This is a genomic window from Pseudomonas sp. FA117 (assembly GCF_057370475.1).
Genome location: NZ_CM170675.1, coordinates 4734563 through 4753946, shown reverse-complemented (window position 1 = coordinate 4753946; position 19384 = coordinate 4734563). Strand labels below are relative to the sequence as shown.

Genomic DNA, 19384 nt, shown 5'->3' with positions numbered 1-19384 from the left:
CCCCGTTCAGGAGACACGTCATGCAGCACTGGAAACGCACCACCCAAAGTGCCAACCGCCTGTTCGAACAGGGCGAGCTGGTCGATGCGCGGGAGCTCTACCTGCAGGCCCTGGCGCTGGCCCAGGTGCTGTTCGAGCGCTGGCATGACGTCGATGAAGCGGTGGCAGCCTTCGTCATTGCCCATCACAACCTGGCCGACCTGCACCTGCGCCTGAACCAGCCCCACGAAAGCGCCGACTACCTGTGCGCCGCGCACCAGCGCCTGCTCCAGGCCAGTCAGGAGCCGCGCCTGCCACAGACCTTGCGCGAGGCCGCATTGCGCCACAGTGGGCGCACCTACACCGAATTGTTGAATTTCATCGCCGAATACGGCCAGTACCCACGCACCGAGCGGCTGCTCGACCGCCACGCCCCGGCGACGAGCGCGCTGGCTGCCCGGCCGGATGTCACCCCCCGTTCACCTGCCTACGGAATCCACTGACATGCCCCATACCTTGCCTGCACTGCCCTACGCCTACGATGCGCTGGAACCGCACATCGACACCCAGACCATGGAGATCCACCACAGCAAGCATCACCAGACCTACGTCAACAACCTCAACGCTGCGATCGAGGGGACCGAGTGGGCCGAGTGGCCGATCGACAAGCTGGTCGGGGCGGTCGGGCAACTGCCCGAGAAGCTGCAGGGCGCCGTGGTCAACCAGGGGGGCGGTCACGCCAACCATGCGCTGTTCTGGACCGTGATGTCGCCCAAGGGCGGCGGCCAGCCCAAGGGGCAGGTGGCGGCAGCCATCGACGGACAGCTGGGTGGCTTCGAGGCGTTCAAGGAGGCGTTCACCAAGGCCGCGCTGACCCGGTTCGGCAGCGGTTGGGCCTGGCTCAGCGTCACCCCGCAAAAACAACTGGTGGTGGAAAGCAGTGGTAACCAGGACAGCCCGCTGATGCACGGCAATACGCCGATCCTGGGGCTGGACGTGTGGGAGCACGCCTACTACCTCAAGTACCAGAACCGTCGTCCGGAATACATCGGTGCCTTCTACAACGTCGTCGACTGGGCCGAAGTGGAACGTCGTTACCTCGAAGCCCTCAAGTGAGTCGACCCGGTATGCGCTCGGAGGTGATGTCTGTCAGCAGTGTGCGCCTGTTCCGCCTGGCGCTTGGGACCTTGCTGTTGCTGGTCGGTACGGCGCTGCTGGTGGCACGGGGCATCGCCTGGCTGGACCTGGAACCACGCATGCTGCGTGCGCTCGAAGGCGGGGCCTTGTGTGCGCTGGGCACGGCGCTGGGCGCGGTACCGGTACTGGTGATTCGCAACATGCCGGTGGCGGTGGCCGATACCCTGCTCGGCTTTGGTGCTGGCGTGATGCTTGCGGCCACTGCGTTCTCGCTGATCATTCCAGGGCTGGATGCCGCGCAATCCATCGGTTTCAGCCCGTGGGGCGCCGGTAGCCTGGTCAGTGCGGGCCTGCTGGCCGGGGCGCTGTGCCTGTTCCTGGTGGATCTGAGGGTATCGAGGGTTTCTCCCGAGTCGCTGGTCAGGCAGGGCAACGAGCCGGTGATTGCGGCGCGGATCTGGTTGTTCGTCGCCGCGATCATTGCGCACAACATCCCTGAAGGCATGGCCGTTGGCGTCTCGGCCGGAGGAGGCATGCCCGATGCCGACAGCCTGGCCATGGGCATTGCCTTGCAGGATGTTCCCGAAGGCCTGGTGATCGCCTTGGTACTGGCGGGAGCGGGCATGCCACGCTTCAAGGCCTTTCTGATCGGGGCGGCATCCGGGCTGGTGGAGCCGGTGGCGGCAGTGCTCTGCGCCTGGTTGGTGAATGTCGCCGAACTGTTGCTGCCGCTGGGGTTGGCCTGCGCGGCGGGGGCGATGTTGCTGGTGGTGACCCAGGAGATCATTCCCGAGTCACGCAGCAATGGTAACCACCGCCTGGCGAGCCTCGGGCTGTGCATCGGCTTCTGCCTGATGATGGTGATGGATACCGCGATGTCCTGACTGTCCGTCAGCGTGGCAAGGCCGCGCTTGCCTGTCGGCTCATTCGCCTTCGTCGAAATAGTTGTTGATCAGCGCCACCAGGGCTTCGAGCGCAGCGTCGTCCTGCTCGCCCTCGGTGGACAGGTGCACCTGGGTACCTTTACCTGCGGCGAGCATCATCACTGCCATGATGCTCTTGCCGTCCACCAGCTTGTCGGGCGCACGGCCGACCCGCACCTGGCAGGGAAACTTCCCGGCCACGCCGACGAACTTGGCCGCCGCCCGGGCATGCAGGCCCAGCTTGTTGATGATGGTGATTTCGCGGGCGGGCATCGTGGGGTGGATCCTGTGGGTTAGAGGTCGCGGTGGCGGACCTGGACGTTTTTCAGGGTTTGCTGCAGCAACTGGCCGAGCCGTTCGGTGATGTAGACCGAGCGATGGTGCCCGCCGGTACAGCCGACGGCGATGGTGACATAGGCGCGGTTGCTGGCGGCAAAGCGCGGCAACCACTTGAGCAGGTAGCTGGAGATGTCCTGGAACATTTCCTCGACATCCGCCTGCGCTGCGAGGTAGTCGATCACCGGTTGTTCAAGGCCCGAGTGGTCGCGCAGTTCCGGCTTCCAGTAGGGGTTGGGCAGGCAGCGTACGTCGAACACCAGGTCGGCGTCCACCGGCATGCCGCGCTTGAAGCCGAAGGATTCGACCAGGAAAGCGGTGCCGGGCTCCGGCTGGTTCAGCAGACGCAGCTTGATCGAGTCACGCAGCTGGTAGAGATTCAGGCTCGTGGTGTCGATCTTCAGGTCGGCGAGGTCGGCAATGGGGCCGAGCAACTCGCTCTCGACCCGGATGGCCTCGGCCAGCGAGCGGTCGGCGTTGGTCAGCGGGTGACGTCGCCGGGTTTCGGAGAAGCGCTTGAGCAGTGTGTCCTCGTCGGCGTCCAGGTACAGCACATCGCATTGGATGTGCCGGGCGCGGGCGTCGGCCAGCAGTTCGGGGAAGCGCGACAGATGGCTGGGCAGGTTGCGCGCGTCGATGGACACGGCAACCTTCGGTTGCAGCAGTTCGGTGTTGATCAGCGCATTTTCCGCCAGCTGCGGCAGCAACCCGGCGGGCAGGTTGTCGATGCAGTAGTAGCCGTTGTCTTCCAGCACATCGAGCGCGGTGCTCTTGCCGGAGCCGGACCGGCCGCTGACGATGATCAGGCGCATGTTCAGTGCTCGTTCTGTGCGTCCAGGACTACCTGGTAGAGGGCTTCGCTGCTGTCGGCGGCACGCAGTCGATCACGGACTTCCTTGCGATCGAGCATGCTGGCGATCTGGCGCAGCAGTTCGAGGTGGGCGTCGGTGGCCGCTTCCGGGACCAGCAGCACGAACAGCAGGTCAACCGGGGCGCCGTCGATGGCGTCGTAGTCGATCGGGGCGTCCAGATGCAGCAGGGCGCTGACGGGGGCGGTACAGCCTTCCAGGCGGCAGTGGGGAATGGCGATGCCATTGCCGAAGCCGGTGGAGCCCAGTTTTTCGCGAGCGATGAGCTTTTCGAAGACGTCTTGCATCGCAAGCTCAGGTACTTGCTCGGCAATGAGGTTGGCGACCTTTTCCAGGGCGCGCTTCTTGCTGCCGCCCGGCACGTTCACGAGGGAACGGCCGGGGGTCAGGATGGTTTCAAGTCGGATCATGGATGAGGGGGATCAGCGGGCAGCTGCACCTTGCAGCAGGCTTTGCTGTTTTTCCTTGTGTTTTTTCAATTGGCGGTCGAGCTTGTCTGCCAGGGCGTCGATCGCTGCATACATGTCTTCGTGTTCCGCGTTGGCGACCACTTCGCCGCCGGGAATCTGCAGCGTGGCCTCGACCTTCTGCTGCAGCTTCTCGACCTTCAGGATGACCTGCACGTTGGTGATCTTGTCGAAGTGACCCTCCACGCGAGCGAGTTTCTCGAGTACGTACTCACGCAGCGGTTCGGTGACTTCTACATGGTGTCCACTGATGTTGACTTGCATACAGCTTCTCCTTTGTTGCCCGTGCATATAAGAGGCAGGTATTGCACCTGCCACTGAAACGCTGTGGCACATCCGGGGGCTACATCAGTCGCTTGCGTTCGCTCGACGGTGCGATGCCTAGCGATTCGCGGTATTTGGCGACGGTGCGACGGGCTACCTGGATGCCTTGTGCCTCCAGTAAACCAGCGATCTTGCTGTCACTCAATGGCTTTTTCTGATTTTCCGCGGCCACCAGTTTCTTGATGATCGCGCGAATCGCCGTGGACGAGCATTCGCCGCCTTCGGCGGTGCTCACGTGGCTCGAGAAAAAGTATTTCAATTCGTAGATGCCACGCGGGGTGTGCATGTATTTCTGCGTGGTGACCCGGGAGATGGTCGACTCGTGCATGCCCACCGCCTCGGCGATGTCATGCAGGACCAGCGGCTTCATGGCTTCGTCGCCGTGGTCGAGAAAGCCGCGCTGGTGCTCGACGATCTGTGTGGCGACCTTCATCAGCGTCTCGTTGCGGCTCTGCAGGCTCTTGATGAACCAGCGCGCCTCCTGCAACTGGTTGCGCATGAAGGTGTTGTCGGCGCTGGTGTCGGCGCGGCGCACGAAACCTGCGTACTGCGGATTGACCCGCAGGCGCGGCACCGCCTCCTGGTTCAGCTCGACCAGCCAACGGTCGCTGTCCTTGCGCACGATGACGTCGGGCACCACGTATTCAGGTTCGCTGGACTCGATCTGCGAGCCCGGGCGCGGGTTCAGGCTCTGGACCAGTTCGATGACCTGGCGCAGTTCGTCTTCCTTGAGCTTCATGCGCCGCATCAACTGGCTGTAGTCGCGGCTGCCGAGCAGGTCGATGTAGTCGGTGACCAGGCTTTGGGCCTCGGCCATCCACGGCACGCTGGCCGGCAGTTGGCGCAGTTGCAGCAGCAGGCACTCGCCCAGGTGGCGCGCACCGACGCCGGCGGGCTCGAACTGCTGGATACGGTGCAGTACCGCTTCGACCTCATCCAGTTCGATGTCCAGTTCCGGGTCGAAACCTGCGCAGATCTCTTCGAGGCTGTCTTCCAGGTAGCCCTGGTCGTTGATGCTGTCGATTAGCGTGACGGCGATCAGCCGGTCGGTGTCGGACATCGGTGCCAGGTTGAGCTGCCACAGCAGGTGACTCTGCAGGCTTTCGCCGACCGAGGTGCGGGTGGTGAAGTCCCACTCGTCGTCGTCATTGCTCGGCAGGCTGCTGGCGCTGGTCTGGTAGATGTCTTCCCAGGCCGTGTCGACCGGCAGTTCGTTGGGGATGCGCTCGCTCCATTCGCCTTCTTCGAGGGTTTCCGTGCTGGCGGTGGTTTCCTGGAAGCTGCTGTCCTGGGATTCGGTGGCAGGCTTGCTTTCGCCGTTCTCGGCCATCGGATCGCTGTTGTCGAAGTCGTCGCCGTCTTCCTGGCGTTCGAGCATCGGATTGGATTCCAGCGCTTCCTGGATTTCCTGCTGGAGGTCCAGGGTCGAGAGCTGGAGCAGACGGATGGCCTGTTGCAACTGCGGGGTCATCGTCAGTTGCTGGCCCATTTTTAGGACGAGCGATGGTTTCATGGCTGGGGCTTAATACCTTGTTCGCCGGCGCGCATGCGCCATCCACTACAGGGCGCCGGAGCGCCAAATCTTAAGCAAGTTATATGCCTGAAATTGTAGCGTTTGCCTAGAGCACTGTAACACTTAAGCCCCTTTCGGCAGGCTTTTCCAATGCTCCAGGCAGGTCCCCGGTCGTCAGAGTCGGAACTCGTGGCCCAGGTAGACTTCCTTGACCAGCTGGTTGGCCAGGATGGTCTCGGCATCGCCTTCGGCGATCAGTTGACCATCGTTGACGATGTAGGCGGTCTCACAGATGTCGAGGGTCTCGCGCACGTTGTGGTCGGTGATCAGTACACCGATGCCCTTGGCCTTGAGGTGGTGGATGATCTGCTTGATGTCGCCGACCGAGATCGGGTCGACACCGGCGAAGGGTTCGTCCAGCAGGATGAACTTCGGCGAGGTGGCGAGGGCGCGGGCGATTTCCACGCGGCGGCGCTCACCACCGGACAGGCTCATGCCGAGGTTGTCGCGGATATGGCTGATGTGGAATTCCTGCAGCAGGCTTTCCAGTTCCTTGCGCCGCCCGTCGCGGTCGAGATCCTTGCGGGTCTCGAGAATGGCCATGATGTTGTCGGCCACCGACAGCTTGCGGAAGATCGAGGCTTCCTGCGGCAGGTAGCCGATGCCGGCCTGGGCACGGCCGTGCATGGGCTGGTGGCTGACATCATGGCTGTCGATGAGCACGCGGCCCTGATCGGCCTGCACCAGCCCCACGATCATGTAGAAGCAGGTGGTCTTGCCGGCGCCGTTGGGGCCGAGCAGGCCGACGATCTGGCCGCTGTCGATCGACAGGCTGACGTCGCGTACGACCTGGCGGCCCTTGTAGCTCTTGGCCAGGTGCTGGGCTTTGAGGGTTGCCATTTACTCGGCCTTTTTCTTCGGTTGGATCACCATGTCGATACGCTGACGAGGTGCAGTCACGTTGCCACCACGACCGGCGGTAGCCACCTGGGTCTTGGTGTTGTAGACGATCTTCTCGCCTTCGGTGGTGTTGCCTTCGTTCTCGACCTTGGCGCGGTCGGTGAGGATGACGATATCCTTCTGCGCCTGGTACTGGATGGTGACGGCCCAGCCTTTCATCTTGTCGGGCTTGGCGGCACTCTGCTGCTGCTCGAAGTAGGCCAGGTTGCCCACCGAGGTCACCACGTCGATGTCGCCGGAGGCGGCACGGGTCATGGTCACGGTGTTGCCTTTGATCATCATCGAGCCCTGGGTGATGATCACATCGCCGGTGTAGGTGGCAACGCCCTGCTTGTCGTCCAGGTGCGCGTTGTCCGCCTGGATGCGGATCGGCTGGTCACGGTCGTTCGGCAGGGCCAAGGCGCTCGCGCTTCCCAGTGCTGCGCTCAGGCTGAGCAAAAGGGGGAGGGTTTTAACGAGCCTCATACTGTCCTCTTACGTTGGACAGCAGGTCCATCCTGCCGTCTTCCAAATACGCTTTCATTCCTACGCCCGTAGTCGTGCCACCGGCGCCGTCGATTCTAACGGCTTGATCGGTCTGCGCATATTGCTTCTGCGGGAACACCGTCATGCGCGAGCTGGTGATGAGGGTGTCGCGCTGTTTTTCGTCGGTGCGGGCGATCCGCACATTGTCGATCAGTTCGACCTCGGTACCGTCCGGGTTGACCTCGGCGCGCACGCTCTGCACATGCCAGGGGAACGCGGTGCCGCGGTAGATGTGCATGTCGGGCGTGGTCACCAGGGTGACCTCGCTGGCCTTGAGGTGCTCGACCTTGTCGGCGGTCATTTCGTACTGCAGTCGGCCGTCCGGCAGGAACTGCACGCTGTGGGCATTGATCGCATAGTAGTCGATGGCGCTCTCGTCGACCTGCGCCACGGGCTTGTCGAGGAAGCTTTCGGGGCTGATGTTCCAGTAGCCGACGGCCACCAGCAGTGCGGCGATGACAGCCAGCAGCACGGCATTTCGAAGTTTCTTGCTGAGCATGGCGAGGCCTACAGGTAATGGGCGTTGGCAGCGTCCAGGGTACCCTGGGCCTGCATGATCAGTTCACAGAACTCGCGGGCTGCGCCTTCGCCGCCGCGGGCCTGGGTGACGCCGTGGGCGTGCTGGCGCACGAATGCCGCCGCGTTGGCCACCGCCATGCCCAGGCCGACCCTGCGGATCACCGGCAGGTCGGGCAGGTCGTCGCCCAGGTAGGCGACCTGCTCGTGGCTCAGGCCCAGTTCGGCGAGCAGGCCGTCGAGCACCACGAGCTTGTCCTCGCGCCCCTGGAACAGGTGCGGGATGCCCAGGTTGCGGGCCCGGCGCTCGACCACCGGGGTCTTGCGCCCGCTGATGATCGCCGTGGTCACGCCCGAGGCCATGAGCATCTTGATGCCGTGGCCGTCGAGGGTGTTGAAGGTCTTGAATTCGCTGCCGTCTTCGAGGAAGTACAGGCGGCCGTCGGTCAGCACGCCGTCGACGTCGAACACGGCCAGCTTGATGGCCTTGGCGCGTTGCAGCAGGTCGTGGGTCATTTACATCACTCCGGCACGCAGCAGGTCGTGCATGTTCAGGGCGCCGGTCGGGCGGTCCTGGTCGTCGACCACCACCAGCGCGCTGATCTTGTGGTCTTCCATGATCTTGAGGGCTTCGGCGGCGAGCATTTCGGCGCGCGCGGTCTTGCCATGGACGGTCATCACCTCGTCGATGAGGGTCTTGTGCACATCGATGTTGCGGTCGAGGCTGCGGCGCAGGTCGCCGTCGGTGAAGACTCCGGCCAGGCGGCCATCCTGTTCCATGACCACGGTCATGCCAAGGCCCTTGCGCGACATTTCCAGCAATGCATCCTTGAGCAGCGTGCCACGCGTTACCTGGGGCAGTTCGTCGCCGGTGTGCATGACGTTCTCGACCTTCAGCAGCAGGCGTCGGCCCAGTGCACCGCCAGGGTGCGAGAAGGCGAAGTCCTCGGCGGTGAAGCCGCGCGCCTCGAGCAGTGCGATGGCCAGGGCATCGCCCAGGACCAGCGCCGCAGTGGTGGACGAGGTGGGCGCCAGGTTCAGCGGGCAGGCTTCCTGGGCGACACTGGCGTCCAGGTTGACCTCGGCGGCCTGTGCCAGGGGCGAATCCGGTTTGCCGGTAAGGCTGATCATCTGGATGCCCAGGCGCTTGATCAGCGGCAGCAGGGTGACGATCTCGGCGGTGCTGCCGGAGTTGGACAGGGCGAGAATGACGTCGTCACGGGTGATCATGCCCATGTCGCCATGGCTGGCCTCGGCCGGGTGCACGAAGAACGAGGGGGTTCCGGTGCTGGCGAGGGTGGCGGCGATCTTGTTGCCGATATGGCCGGACTTGCCCATGCCGACCACCACGACCCGCCCCTTGCTGGCCAGGATCAGCTCGCAGGCCTTGACGAAATTGTCGTCGATACGGGCCCGCAGGCCCTCTACGGCCTCGAGTTCCAGGCGCAGGGTGCGCTGGGCGGATTGGATCAGCTCGCTGGATTGGCTCATGTCGAAAAAGCAATGCCTGATGAAAAGGCGCCGATTATAGCGACAATGTGTGAAACCCTCACCTTCGAGTTGTCGTAGGAAGTTGCAATATTAGCTGTCCGGTGCCTGAACGACACCGGGAAATGGCCTTGGGGACGCCTTTGCGCGGTGCTATAGTTCGCCGCTATTCGCTCCGCCAGGGACGCGTGTGCCTTCATGATGAGGGCAGGCGTCCATGTAGGCGAGGCTGCATTGCAAGGAGTCCAGATGAGTTCGGATAGCGCCTACGCGGTCGAGTTGAAGGGGGTAACCTTCAAACGCGGTTCGCGCAGCATTTTCAGCGATGTCGACATCCGCATCCCGCGAGGCAAGGTCACCGGCATCATGGGGCCTTCCGGGTGCGGCAAGACAACTCTGCTGCGCCTGATGGGCGCGCAGTTGCGCCCCTCCGCCGGCGAAGTCTGGGTCGGCGGGCAGAACCTGCCGGCACTGTCGCGCAGCGACCTGTTCGATGCCCGCAAGCAGATGGGCGTGCTGTTCCAGAGCGGCGCACTGTTCACCGACCTGGACGTCTTCGAGAACGTGGCCTTTCCGCTGCGCGTACACACGCAGCTGTCCGATGAGATGATCCGCGACATCGTCCTGATGAAGCTGCAGGCCGTCGGCCTGCGCGGTGCCATCGACCTGATGCCGGACGAGCTGTCCGGCGGCATGAAGCGCCGCGTCGCGCTGGCCCGGGCAATCGCGCTGGACCCGCAGATCCTCATGTACGACGAGCCTTTCGTTGGCCAGGACCCGATCGCCATGGGCGTGCTGGTCCGGCTGATCCGCCTGCTCAACGACGCGCTGGGCATCACCAGCATCGTGGTTTCCCACGATCTGGCCGAAACCGCAAGCATCGCCGACTACATCTATGTTGTCGGCGATGGCCAGGTACTGGGGCAGGGGACGCCGGATGAACTGATGGGCTCGGACAACCCGCGCATCCGCCAGTTCATGAAGGGCGACCCGGACGGCCCGGTGCCATTCCACTTTCCTGCGCCAGACTACCGCGCCGACCTGCTGGGAGCGCGTTGATGCGCAGAAAATCCATACTCGAACGCATTCGCCTGTTCGGTCGCGCCGCCATCGATGTGCTGGCCGTACTTGGGCGCTCGTCGCTGTTCCTGTTCCATGCCCTGGCCGGGCGTGGCGGCATCGGTGGCGGCTTCCAACTGCTGACCCGGCAGCTCTACTCGGTGGGCGTGCTGTCGCTGGCGATCATCGTGGTCTCGGGGATGTTCATCGGCATGGTGCTGGCCCTGCAGGGCTACAGCATCCTCACCAAATACGGTTCCGAGCAGGCCGTCGGACAGATGGTCGCCCTGACCCTGCTGCGCGAGCTGGGTCCGGTGGTGACTGCATTGCTGTTCGCCGGGCGTGCCGGTTCGGCGCTGACCGCCGAGATCGGCAACATGAAATCGACCGAGCAGCTCTCGAGCCTCGAGATGATCGGTGTCGACCCGCTCAAGTACATCGTCGCCCCACGCCTGTGGGCTGGTTTCATCTCGCTGCCGCTGCTGGCGCTGATCTTCAGCGTGGTCGGCATCTGGGGTGGCTCGTGGGTGGCCGTGGACTGGCTGGGGGTCTACGAGGGCTCGTTCTGGGCCAACATGCAGAACAGCGTCTCTTTCAGCGACGACGTGATCAACGGGCTGGTCAAGAGCCTGGTGTTTGCCTTCGTCGTCACCTGGATCGCCGTATTCCAGGGCTATGACTGCGAACCCACCTCAGAGGGGATCAGTCGTGCCACCACCAGGACCGTGGTCTACGCCTCGTTGGCAGTCCTGGGTCTGGACTTTATTCTGACCGCCTTGATGTTTGGAGATTTCTGATGCAAAACCGCACCCTGGAAATCGGTGTCGGCCTGTTCCTCCTGGCCGGGATCCTGGCGCTGTTGCTCCTGGCCCTGCGTGTCAGCGGATTGTCGGCCAGCCCGAGCAGCGACACCTATAAAGTTTATGCGTACTTCGACAATATCGCCGGTTTGACTGTCAGAGCTAAAGTGACCATGGCCGGTGTGACCATCGGCAAGGTCACGGCCATCGATCTGGACCGCGACTCCTACACCGGTCGGGTCACGCTGCAGTTGGACAAGTCGGTCGACAACCTGCCGACCGATTCCACTGCCTCGATCCTGACCGCCGGGTTGCTCGGCGAGAAGTACATCGGCATCAGCGTGGGGGGGGAGGATGCAGTGCTCAAGGAAGGCAGCACCATCCACGACACCCAGTCTGCCCTGGTGCTGGAAGATCTGATTGGCAAGTTCCTGCTCAACTCCGTTGGCAAGGAACCGAAAGAAGCCCAACCAGCTAATTGAGGAGTTTCCATGATTTCGATCCTGCGACGTGGCCTGCTGGTCCTGCTGGCGGCCTTCCCCCTGATGGCCCTGGCGGCGCCGGGGCAGTCTCCCCGCGACGTGGTCCAGGGCACCACCACTGAGCTGCTCAACGACCTCAAGGCCAACAAGCAGCAGTATCGGTCCAATCCGAATGCGTTCTACGATGCGCTCAACCGCATCCTGGGCCCGGTGGTCGATGCCGATGGCATTTCCAAGAGCATCATGACCGTCAAGTACTCGCGCCGGGCTACGCCCGAGCAGATGCAGCGCTTCCAGGAGAACTTCCGCCGCAGCCTGTTCCAGTTCTACGGCAACGCACTGCTCGAATACGACAACCAGGGCATCACCGTCGATCCGGCGAAGCCGGATGATGGCAAGCGCGCCTCGGTGGGCATGAAGGTCTCGGGCAACAACGGTGCCGTCTACCCTGTGCAGTACACCCTGGAAAACATCGGCGGCGAGTGGAAGGTACGCAACGTCATCGTCAACGGTATCAACATCGGCAAGCTGTTCCGCGATCAGTTCGCCGATGCGATGAACCGCAACGGCAACAACCTCGACAAGACCATCGACGGCTGGGCTGGCGAAGTGGAAAAGGCCAAGCAGACCGCCGACAGTTCGCCGGAAAAGGAAGTCAAATGAGCGAGGTGGGTGTAAGCATGGCCGAGCCGGGCGTCCTGCGTCTGGCCGGCGTGCTCGACTACCGCAGCGGCCCGGCCCTGCGCAAGCAGGGCAAGGCACTGATCGCCGCCAGTGCCGAGCAGCGGCTGGTGCTCGACTGTTCGGCAGTGAGCAAGTCCAGCAGTGTCGGGTTGTCGTTGCTGCTGGCCTTCATGCGCGATGCCCAGGCGGCCGGCAAGGCCTGGGAAGTGCGTGACATGCCCGCCGACATGCGGGAAATCGCCGGGGTCTACGACCTCGATGAAGTGCTGGCGGGCTGATGGTCCGGCAGAAATCAAAGGCCCCTCGGTCAGCGCGTCCTTGCATGGGCTTCGCAGGCGAGGGGCTTTTTTGTATGATGGCCGACCCGCGCGCACTGGGCGCCGATTGAGGTTGAGCATGCAGGCCGTAGAAGTTAAGAGCTTCCTTGAAGAAAAACTGCCGGGAACCCGGGTCGAAGTTGAAGGCGAAGGCTGCAACTTCCAGTTGAACGTGATCAGCGACGAGCTGGCCGGCCAGAGCCCGGTCAAGCGCCAGCAGGCGATCTATGCTCACCTGAATCCCTGGATTGCCGACGGCAGCATCCATGCGGTAACCATGAAATTTTTCAGCAGCGCAGCCTGGGCTGAGCGCACCTGAGCCAACGTTGGCGGCGAGATTGCAATGGACAAACTGATTATTACTGGCGGCGCGCGCCTTGACGGCGAGATCCGCATTTCCGGGGCCAAGAACGCGGCCCTGCCGATCCTCTCGGCCACCCTGCTGGCCGATGGCCCGGTGACCGTCGGCAACTTGCCGCACCTGCACGACATCACCACGATGATCGAGCTGTTCGGGCGCATGGGCATCGAGCCTGTGATCGACGAAAAGCTGGCGGTCGAGATCGACCCACGCACCATCAAGACCCTGGTCGCACCGTACGAACTGGTCAAGACCATGCGTGCCTCGATCCTGGTGCTCGGCCCGATGGTCGCGCGTTTCGGTGAGGCGGAAGTCGCCCTGCCAGGCGGCTGCGCCATCGGTTCGCGTCCGGTCGACCTGCACATTCGCGGCCTGGAAGCCATGGGCGCGAAGATCGAGGTCGAAGGTGGCTACATCAAGGCCAAGGCGCCAGAAGGCGGGCTGCGCGGTGCGCACTTCTTCTTCGACACCGTCAGCGTGACCGGTACCGAGAACATCATGATGGCCGCTGCCCTGGCCAAAGGCCGCAGCGTGCTGCAGAACGCCGCGCGCGAGCCTGAAGTGGTCGACCTGGCCAACTTCCTCATCGCCATGGGCGCGAAGATCCAGGGCGCTGGTACCGACACCATCACCATCGATGGCGTCGAACGCTTGCACTCGGCCAGCTATCGGGTCATGCCCGACCGCATCGAGACCGGCACCTACCTCGTCGCAGCAGCCGTCACTGGCGGTCGCGTCAAGGTCAAGGATACCGATCCGACCATCCTCGAAGCTGTCCTGGAGAAGCTCAAGGAAGCCGGTGCCGACATCACCACCGGTGAAGACTGGATCGAACTGGACATGCACGGCAAGCGGCCCAAGGCCGTCAACCTGCGCACCGCCCCGTACCCGGCCTTCCCGACCGACATGCAGGCGCAGTTCATCTCCCTCAACGCCATTGCCGAAGGCACGGGTGCGGTGATCGAGACCATCTTCGAAAACCGCTTCATGCACGTGTACGAGATGCACCGCATGGGTGCGCAGATCCAGGTCGAAGGCAATACCGCCATCGTCACCGGGGTCAACACGCTCAAGGGTGCTCCGGTGATGGCCACCGACCTGCGCGCCTCGGCGAGCCTGGTGCTGTCGGCACTGGTCGCCGAAGGTGATACGCTGATCGACCGCATCTACCACATCGACCGTGGCTATGAGTGCATCGAGGAGAAGCTGCAGATGCTGGGCGCGAAGATCCGTCGCGTACCGGGTTAGTCGCACCCTCTGCTGTGATCGGCACAGGGACGTGCCAGCCGAATCGAACGCGGTCGGGTCAACACCCCGGCCGGCTGTAGCCGCATAAGGACCGACGCTCCAATGTTGACCATCGCGCTATCCAAGGGCCGTATTCTCGACGATACCCTGCCGCTGCTCGCCGAGGCCGGCATCGTGCCGACCGAGAATCCGGACAAGAGCCGCAAGCTGATCATCCCCACCACGCAGGATGATGTTCGCCTGCTCATCGTGCGTGCCACCGATGTGCCGACCTATGTCGAGCATGGTGCCGCCGACCTGGGTGTGGCCGGCAAGGACGTGTTGATGGAGTACGGTGGCCAGGGCCTGTACGAGCCGCTGGACCTGCAGATTGCCCAGTGCAAGCTGATGACCGCCGGTGTGGTAGGCGCTCCCGAGCCCAAGGGCCGGCTGCGTGTGGCCACCAAGTTCGTCAACGTAGCCAAGCGCTACTACGCCGAGCAAGGCCGCCAGGTCGACATCATCAAGCTGTACGGCTCCATGGAGCTGGCGCCGCTGATCAACCTCGCCGACAAGATCATCGACGTGGTCGACACCGGCAACACCCTGCGCGCCAACGGTCTCGAGCCCCAGGAACTGATCGCCACGATCAGTTCGCGCCTGGTGGTGAACAAGGCCTCCATGAAGATGCAGCACGCCCGCATCCAGACACTCATCGACACCCTGCGCAAGGCTGTCGAATCGCGACACCGCGGCTGACTTCTGCGCGCGACCTCCGCTGTCGCGCCCGTCTATCCGCGTCATAGCCACTTTTCTCGGGTGCCCGCGCGGATCGACTGGTAGCCTAGGGCGCCTGAGCATTCGCTACCTAAACGAGGCCCTCGTCATGACCGTGTCCACTGCAATTGCCCGTCTCAACGCCGCTGATCCGGATTTCGCACGACACCTGGATCATCTGCTGAGCTGGGAAAGCGTGTCCGATGACGCGGTCAACCAGCGGGTGCTCGACATCATCAAGGCCGTGCGCGAGCGTGGCGATGCTGCGCTGGTGGAGTTCACCCAGCGCTTCGATGGTGTCGACGCCAAGTCCATCGATGACCTGATTCTGCGGCGCGAGCGCCTGGAACTGGCCCTGAGCCGCATCACCCCCGCTCAACGCGAGGCGCTGGAAACAGCCGCCAACCGTGTGCGCAGCTACCACGAGCGACAGAAGCAGGACTCCTGGCAGTACACCGAGGCCGATGGCACGGTCCTTGGCCAGAAGGTCACTCCGCTCGACCGTGCCGGCCTTTACGTACCGGGCGGCAAGGCGTCCTACCCCTCGTCGGTGCTGATGAACGCCATCCCCGCCAAGGTTGCCGGTGTCGGTGAGGTGGTCATGGTCGTGCCGACCCCGCGAGGCGAGATCAACGAGCTGGTGCTGGCCGCAGCCTGCATCGCCGGTGTCGACCGCGTGTTCACCGTCGGCGGCGCACAGGCCGTTGCGGCGTTGGCCTACGGCACCGAGAGCGTGCCGCAGGTCGACAAGATCGTCGGCCCGGGCAACATCTACGTGGCCACTGCCAAACGCCACGTGTTCGGCCAGGTCGGTATCGACATGATCGCCGGCCCTTCGGAAATCCTCGTGGTCTGCGATGGCCAGACCGATCCTGACTGGATCGCCATGGACCTGTTCTCCCAGGCCGAGCACGACGAAGATGCCCAGGCGATCCTGGTCAGTCCCGACGCAGCCTTCCTCGACCGGGTGGCGGCGAGCATTGCCAGGTTGCTGCCGACCATGGAGCGCGCCGAGATCATCGAGAAATCGATCAATGGCCGTGGTGCGCTGATTCAGGTGCGTGACATGCAGCAGGCCATCGAGGTGGCCAACCGCATCGCCCCCGAGCACCTGGAGCTGTCGGTCGCCGACCCGCAGGCCTGGCTGCCGCAGATCCGCCACGCCGGTGCGATCTTCATGGGGCGTCACACCAGCGAAGCGCTGGGCGACTATTGCGCAGGACCGAACCACGTGCTGCCGACTTCCGGCACCGCGCGTTTTTCCTCGCCGCTGGGCGTTTATGACTTCCAGAAGCGTTCGTCGATCATCTTCTGTTCCGAGCAAGGCGCCTCCGAGCTCGGTCACACCGCATCCGTGCTGGCCCGTGGCGAGTCGTTGACCGCCCACGCCCGCAGTGCCGAATACCGCATCCTCAACGAGAAGGGGAACTGAGCATGAGTCGATTCTGGAGCCCCTTCGTCAAGGACCTGGTGCCCTACGTGCCGGGCGAGCAGCCCAAACTGGCCCGCCTGGTCAAGCTCAACACCAACGAGAACCCCTACGGCCCCTCGCCCAAGGCGCTGGAGGCCATGCGCGGCGAGGTGGGCGACAACCTGCGCCTGTACCCGGACCCGAACAGCGACCTGCTCAAGCAGGCGGTGGCCAGCCACTACGGGGTGAGCACGGCACAGGTATTCGTCGGCAACGGCTCGGACGAGGTGTTGGCACACATCTTCCACGGCCTGTTCCAGCACGGCGCGCCGCTGCTGTTCCCGGATATCAGCTACAGCTTCTACCCGGTGTATTGCGGCCTGTACGGCATCGACTTCGAGCAGGTGGCGCTGGATGAGCAGTTCCAGATCCGCATCGAGGACTACAACAAGCCCAACGCCGGAATCATCTTCCCCAACCCCAATGCGCCGACTGGCTGCCTGCTGCCGCTCCAGGCCATCGAGCAGCTGCTCGAGGCCAACCGTGATTCGGTGGTGGTGGTGGATGAAGCCTACATCGACTTTGGCGGCGAAACCGCCATCGCCCTGGTGGGTCGCTACGACAACCTGCTGGTGACCCAGACCCTGTCCAAGTCGCGCTCGCTCGCCGGTCTGCGTGTGGGGCTGGCGGTCGGACACCCTGACCTGATCGAGGCGCTGGAGCGGATCAAGAACAGCTTCAACTCCTACCCGCTGGATCGCATGGCCATCGTCGGTGCGGCGGCGGCGTTCGAAGACCACGCCTATTTCGTCGAAACCTGCCGCAAGGTCATCGACAGCCGTGAAGCGCTGGTCGAGCAATTGACGGCGCGTGGTTTCGAGGTGCTGCCCTCGGCGGCCAACTTCATCTTCGCCCGCCACCCGCAGCACGATGCCGCCGGGCTGGCGGCACGCCTGCGTGAGCAAGGCGTGATCGTGCGTCACTTCAAGCAGGCGCGCATCGCGCAATTCCTGCGCATCACCGTCGGTACTCCGGAGATGAACCAGGCGTTGATCGACGCGCTGGACTGATAGCTGACGCTGGTCTGATCGCGGGGCAAGCCCGCTCCTGCAGCCAATGAACAAGCAGGAGCGGGCTTGCCCCGCGATGCATTTGAGCGATATCGTTGCACTTTGTAAATTCATCCGATGACTGGACGTAAGCATGTCGCTCCTTATCAAGCGTTCGCTGGTAGAGCAGGCGGTCGAGCTGTTGCGCGAACGTATCGCCCGGGGTGACTGGACGGTGGGTCAACGCCTGCCGACCGAGCCGGAACTGGCCCTGGAACTCGGCATCAGTCGAAACACCGTGCGAGAAGCCGTGCGCGTACTGGCATTCGCAGGTCTGGTGGAGGTGCGCCAGGGCGACGGCAGCTACCTGCGCACTGTCCAGGACCCGCTGCAGACCGTGCAGGCCCTGTCGAGCTGTACCGTCGAGCACGCCCGCGAGACCCGCTGCATCCTCGAGGCCGAGGCCATCGGACTTGCCGCCCTGCGTCGCACCGATGCCGACCTGCAGGGGCTGCGTGAGGCGCTGCAGCACAGTTGTGCCCACTTCCACGGCGATCTGGACACCTACGTCAGCTGTGACCTGGTATTCCATCAGCGCCTGGTGGACGCCGCCCACAACCCGGCGTTGAGTGAGCTGTACCGCTACTTTTCGAGCGTCGTCGCTGCTGCCGTGCAGCACAACATGAGCGCAAGCCCCCGCAGGCAGCGGGTGTTCGACTTGCACGTGCAGATCCTTGATGCCATCGAGCAACGAGACCCGGACACGGCCAAGCGCCTGAGCCGGGCACTTATCGAATCCTGAGCCCGAGTGCCCCCATGCCTGAACAAACGATGCCCAATCGCTCCAAGACAGATGCCGAGCTGGACGAACTGCTGATCGACGCCGAGGCTGACGACGAGCAGGTCCAACAGCAGCCGGTGGTAGTGGCTCGGCCCTGGTTGCTGCTACTGGGCCTGGTGCTGGTGGCGCTGAACCTGCGCCCGGCGCTGTCGAGCATGGCGCCGGTGCTGGGCCAGGTGTCCGAGGGCCTGGGGCTCAATGCCTCGGCTGCCGGCTTGCTGACCACGCTGCCGGTACTGTGCCTGGGGCTTTTTGCGCCGCTTGCGCCGGTGCTTGCGCGCCGCTTCGGCAGCGAGCGTGTAATCCTCGGCATCCTGCTGACCCTGGCCCTGGGCATTCTGCTGCGCAGCGCCCTCGGGGTGGCCGGTGTGTTCGTCGGTAGCCTGATTGCCGGTGCCAGCATCGGTATCATCGGTGTGTTGCTGCCGGGCATCGTCAAGCGTGACTTCCCGGCGCATGCCGGCACCCTGACCGGCGTCTATACCATGGCCCTGTGCCTGGGCGCGGCCATGGCGGCGGGCAGCACCGTACCGTTGAGTCAGCATTTCGGCGGTGACTGGAGCCTGGGTCTGGGCTTCTGGCTGGTGCCAGCGCTGCTGGCGATGCTGGTCTGGTCGCCCCAGGCGCGCCAGGGCCACGGCGCCCATCAGGTCGCCTATCGGGTGCGCGGGCTGTGGCGTGATCCGCTGGCCTGGCAGGTGACCCTGTACATGGGGCTGCAATCCTCGCTGGCCTATATCGTGTTTGGCTGGCTGCCGTCGATTCTCATCGGTCGCGGCCTGAGCCCGACCGAGGCCGGGCTGGTGCTGTCCGGCTCGGTGCTGGTGCAGTTGATCAGCTCGCTCAGCGCCCCCTGGCTGGCCACCCGCGGCAAGGACCAGCGCCTGGCGATCGTGGTGGTGATGCTGGTCACGCTCGCCGGTCTGTTCGGCTGCCTGTATGCACCGATCTCGGGATTGTGGGGCTGGGCAGTACTGCTGGGCCTGGGCCAGGGCGGCACCTTTGCCCTGGCCCTGACCCTGATCGTGTTGCGCTCGAAGGATTCGCACGTGGCCGCGAACCTGTCGAGCATGGCCCAGGGGGTCGGCTACACGCTGGCGTCGATGGGGCCGTTCGCCGTCGGGTTGGTGCATGACCTTACCGGCGGCTGGGCGGCGGTGGGCTGGATCTTCGCGGTGCTGGGAATCGGCGCGATCATCTTCGGCCTGGGCGCAGGCCGTGCGCTGCATGTGCAGGTCGTCAGCGAGCGAGTGTAAGCCCGCCGGTGTGCGACGCGGGCTCATTCACCGCGCAAATGACCATGGCGTCCGGGCTGCGGGCAGATTATCGTGCAGCTCTC

General features: G+C 63.9%; 25 protein-coding genes. 15 read left to right on the top strand and 10 right to left on the bottom strand.

The annotated features are described in order from the left end of the window. Positions 1-20: 20 nt before the first annotated feature. Genes AC1TXO_RS21985 through AC1TXO_RS21975 form a run of 3 tightly spaced genes read left to right on the top strand, consistent with a single transcriptional unit; the run spans position 21 to position 2000 of the window. Positions 21-482 carry a hypothetical protein gene (locus tag AC1TXO_RS21985; protein ID WP_486403682.1) on the top strand — a complete coding sequence of 154 codons (462 nt, stop codon included), beginning with the start codon at positions 21-23 and terminating at the stop codon, positions 480-482. 1 nt (position 483) lies between these two features. Then, complete coding sequence (locus AC1TXO_RS21980) at positions 484-1095, top strand: superoxide dismutase (RefSeq protein WP_486403681.1); 612 nt, start codon at positions 484-486, stop codon at positions 1093-1095. An 11-nt stretch (positions 1096-1106) separates the two neighbouring features. After that, complete coding sequence (locus tag AC1TXO_RS21975) at positions 1107-2000, top strand: ZIP family metal transporter (protein WP_486406885.1); 894 nt, start codon at positions 1107-1109, stop codon at positions 1998-2000. Between the two features lie 39 nt (positions 2001-2039). Here the strand turns inward: AC1TXO_RS21975 and AC1TXO_RS21970 are convergent, their stop codons facing one another. The 10 genes from AC1TXO_RS21970 to AC1TXO_RS21925 form a co-directional block, all read right to left on the bottom strand. Further along, positions 2040-2312 (bottom strand): HPr family phosphocarrier protein, encoded by a 273-nt coding sequence (locus AC1TXO_RS21970; RefSeq protein WP_486403680.1) that lies wholly within the window; start codon positions 2310-2312, stop codon positions 2040-2042. A 20-nt stretch (positions 2313-2332) separates the two neighbouring features. Continuing rightward, positions 2333-3187 carry an RNase adapter RapZ gene (gene rapZ, locus AC1TXO_RS21965; RefSeq protein WP_486403679.1) on the bottom strand — a complete coding sequence of 285 codons (855 nt, stop codon included), beginning with the start codon at positions 3185-3187 and terminating at the stop codon, positions 2333-2335. A 2-nt stretch (positions 3188-3189) separates the two neighbouring features. Beyond that, positions 3190-3654: a PTS IIA-like nitrogen regulatory protein PtsN gene (gene ptsN / locus AC1TXO_RS21960; protein ID WP_054894383.1), complete on the bottom strand. Its 465-nt coding sequence runs from the start codon at positions 3652-3654 to the stop codon at positions 3190-3192. 12 nt (positions 3655-3666) lie between these two features. Then, the gene (gene hpf / locus AC1TXO_RS21955) at positions 3667-3975 is read right to left on the bottom strand and encodes a ribosome hibernation-promoting factor, HPF/YfiA family (protein ID WP_486403678.1); all 309 of its coding nucleotides are present in this window, start codon (positions 3973-3975) and stop codon (positions 3667-3669) included. A 79-nt stretch (positions 3976-4054) separates the two neighbouring features. Beyond that, positions 4055-5548: an RNA polymerase factor sigma-54 gene (locus AC1TXO_RS21950; protein WP_486403677.1), complete on the bottom strand. Its 1494-nt coding sequence runs from the start codon at positions 5546-5548 to the stop codon at positions 4055-4057. 174 nt (positions 5549-5722) lie between these two features. Continuing rightward, a complete protein-coding gene (gene lptB, locus AC1TXO_RS21945; RefSeq protein ID WP_486403676.1) occupies positions 5723-6448 on the bottom strand; it encodes an LPS export ABC transporter ATP-binding protein in 726 nt (241 codons plus the stop codon). Beyond that, on the bottom strand, positions 6449-6973 hold the full coding sequence (gene lptA, locus AC1TXO_RS21940; protein ID WP_054894379.1) for a lipopolysaccharide transport periplasmic protein LptA: 525 nt from the start codon (positions 6971-6973) through the stop codon (positions 6449-6451). Beyond that, positions 6960-7532 carry an LPS export ABC transporter periplasmic protein LptC gene (gene lptC, locus AC1TXO_RS21935; RefSeq protein ID WP_486403675.1) on the bottom strand — a complete coding sequence of 191 codons (573 nt, stop codon included), beginning with the start codon at positions 7530-7532 and terminating at the stop codon, positions 6960-6962. Before lptC ends, lptA begins: the two co-directional genes overlap by 14 nt. An 8-nt stretch (positions 7533-7540) precedes the next feature. Continuing rightward, a complete protein-coding gene (locus tag AC1TXO_RS21930; protein ID WP_486403674.1) occupies positions 7541-8065 on the bottom strand; it encodes a KdsC family phosphatase in 525 nt (174 codons plus the stop codon). Then, positions 8066-9040: a KpsF/GutQ family sugar-phosphate isomerase gene (locus AC1TXO_RS21925; RefSeq protein WP_486403673.1), complete on the bottom strand. Its 975-nt coding sequence runs from the start codon at positions 9038-9040 to the stop codon at positions 8066-8068. It abuts the gene before it with no gap. Positions 9041-9286: 246 nt separating this feature from the next. Here AC1TXO_RS21925 and AC1TXO_RS21920 point away from each other — a divergent pair, with 246 nt between their 5' ends. From AC1TXO_RS21920 to AC1TXO_RS21865, 12 genes are all read left to right on the top strand, one after another. Continuing rightward, the gene (locus AC1TXO_RS21920) at positions 9287-10096 is read left to right on the top strand and encodes an ATP-binding cassette domain-containing protein (RefSeq protein ID WP_486403672.1); all 810 of its coding nucleotides are present in this window, start codon (positions 9287-9289) and stop codon (positions 10094-10096) included. Further along, the gene (gene mlaE, locus AC1TXO_RS21915) at positions 10096-10893 is read left to right on the top strand and encodes a lipid asymmetry maintenance ABC transporter permease subunit MlaE (protein WP_486403671.1); all 798 of its coding nucleotides are present in this window, start codon (positions 10096-10098) and stop codon (positions 10891-10893) included. The genes AC1TXO_RS21920 and mlaE overlap by 1 nt, the downstream gene beginning before the upstream one ends. Continuing rightward, on the top strand, positions 10893-11378 hold the full coding sequence (gene mlaD, locus AC1TXO_RS21910; protein ID WP_486403670.1) for an outer membrane lipid asymmetry maintenance protein MlaD: 486 nt from the start codon (positions 10893-10895) through the stop codon (positions 11376-11378). Before mlaE ends, mlaD begins: the two co-directional genes overlap by 1 nt. Positions 11379-11387: 9 nt before the next feature. Beyond that, positions 11388-12041, top strand: coding sequence for an MlaC/ttg2D family ABC transporter substrate-binding protein (locus AC1TXO_RS21905; protein ID WP_486403669.1), 654 nt, complete (start codon positions 11388-11390; stop codon positions 12039-12041). Next, complete coding sequence (locus AC1TXO_RS21900) at positions 12038-12340, top strand: STAS domain-containing protein (RefSeq protein WP_486403668.1); 303 nt, start codon at positions 12038-12040, stop codon at positions 12338-12340. The genes AC1TXO_RS21905 and AC1TXO_RS21900 overlap by 4 nt, the downstream gene beginning before the upstream one ends. 118 nt (positions 12341-12458) lie before the next feature. Further along, a complete protein-coding gene (locus tag AC1TXO_RS21895; RefSeq protein WP_029613593.1) occupies positions 12459-12698 on the top strand; it encodes a BolA family protein in 240 nt (79 codons plus the stop codon). Positions 12699-12722: 24 nt separating this feature from the next. Continuing rightward, complete coding sequence (murA, locus tag AC1TXO_RS21890; RefSeq protein WP_486403667.1) at positions 12723-13988, top strand: UDP-N-acetylglucosamine 1-carboxyvinyltransferase; 1266 nt, start codon at positions 12723-12725, stop codon at positions 13986-13988. A 102-nt stretch (positions 13989-14090) separates the two neighbouring features. Next, positions 14091-14726, top strand: a complete 636-nt coding sequence (gene hisG, locus AC1TXO_RS21885) for an ATP phosphoribosyltransferase (protein ID WP_029613592.1) — start codon at positions 14091-14093, stop codon at positions 14724-14726. A gap of 127 nt (positions 14727-14853) precedes the next feature. Then, the gene (hisD, locus tag AC1TXO_RS21880) at positions 14854-16176 is read left to right on the top strand and encodes a histidinol dehydrogenase (RefSeq protein WP_486403666.1); all 1323 of its coding nucleotides are present in this window, start codon (positions 14854-14856) and stop codon (positions 16174-16176) included. Positions 16177-16178: 2 nt separating this feature from the next. Further along, positions 16179-17225: a histidinol-phosphate transaminase gene (gene hisC, locus AC1TXO_RS21875; RefSeq protein ID WP_486403665.1), complete on the top strand. Its 1047-nt coding sequence runs from the start codon at positions 16179-16181 to the stop codon at positions 17223-17225. Positions 17226-17358: 133 nt separating this feature from the next. After that, a complete protein-coding gene (locus tag AC1TXO_RS21870) occupies positions 17359-18006 on the top strand; it encodes a FadR/GntR family transcriptional regulator (protein WP_486403664.1) in 648 nt (215 codons plus the stop codon). A gap of 14 nt (positions 18007-18020) precedes the next feature. Further along, a complete protein-coding gene (locus tag AC1TXO_RS21865) occupies positions 18021-19301 on the top strand; it encodes a CynX/NimT family MFS transporter (RefSeq protein ID WP_486403663.1) in 1281 nt (426 codons plus the stop codon). Positions 19302-19384: the final 83 nt, after the last annotated feature.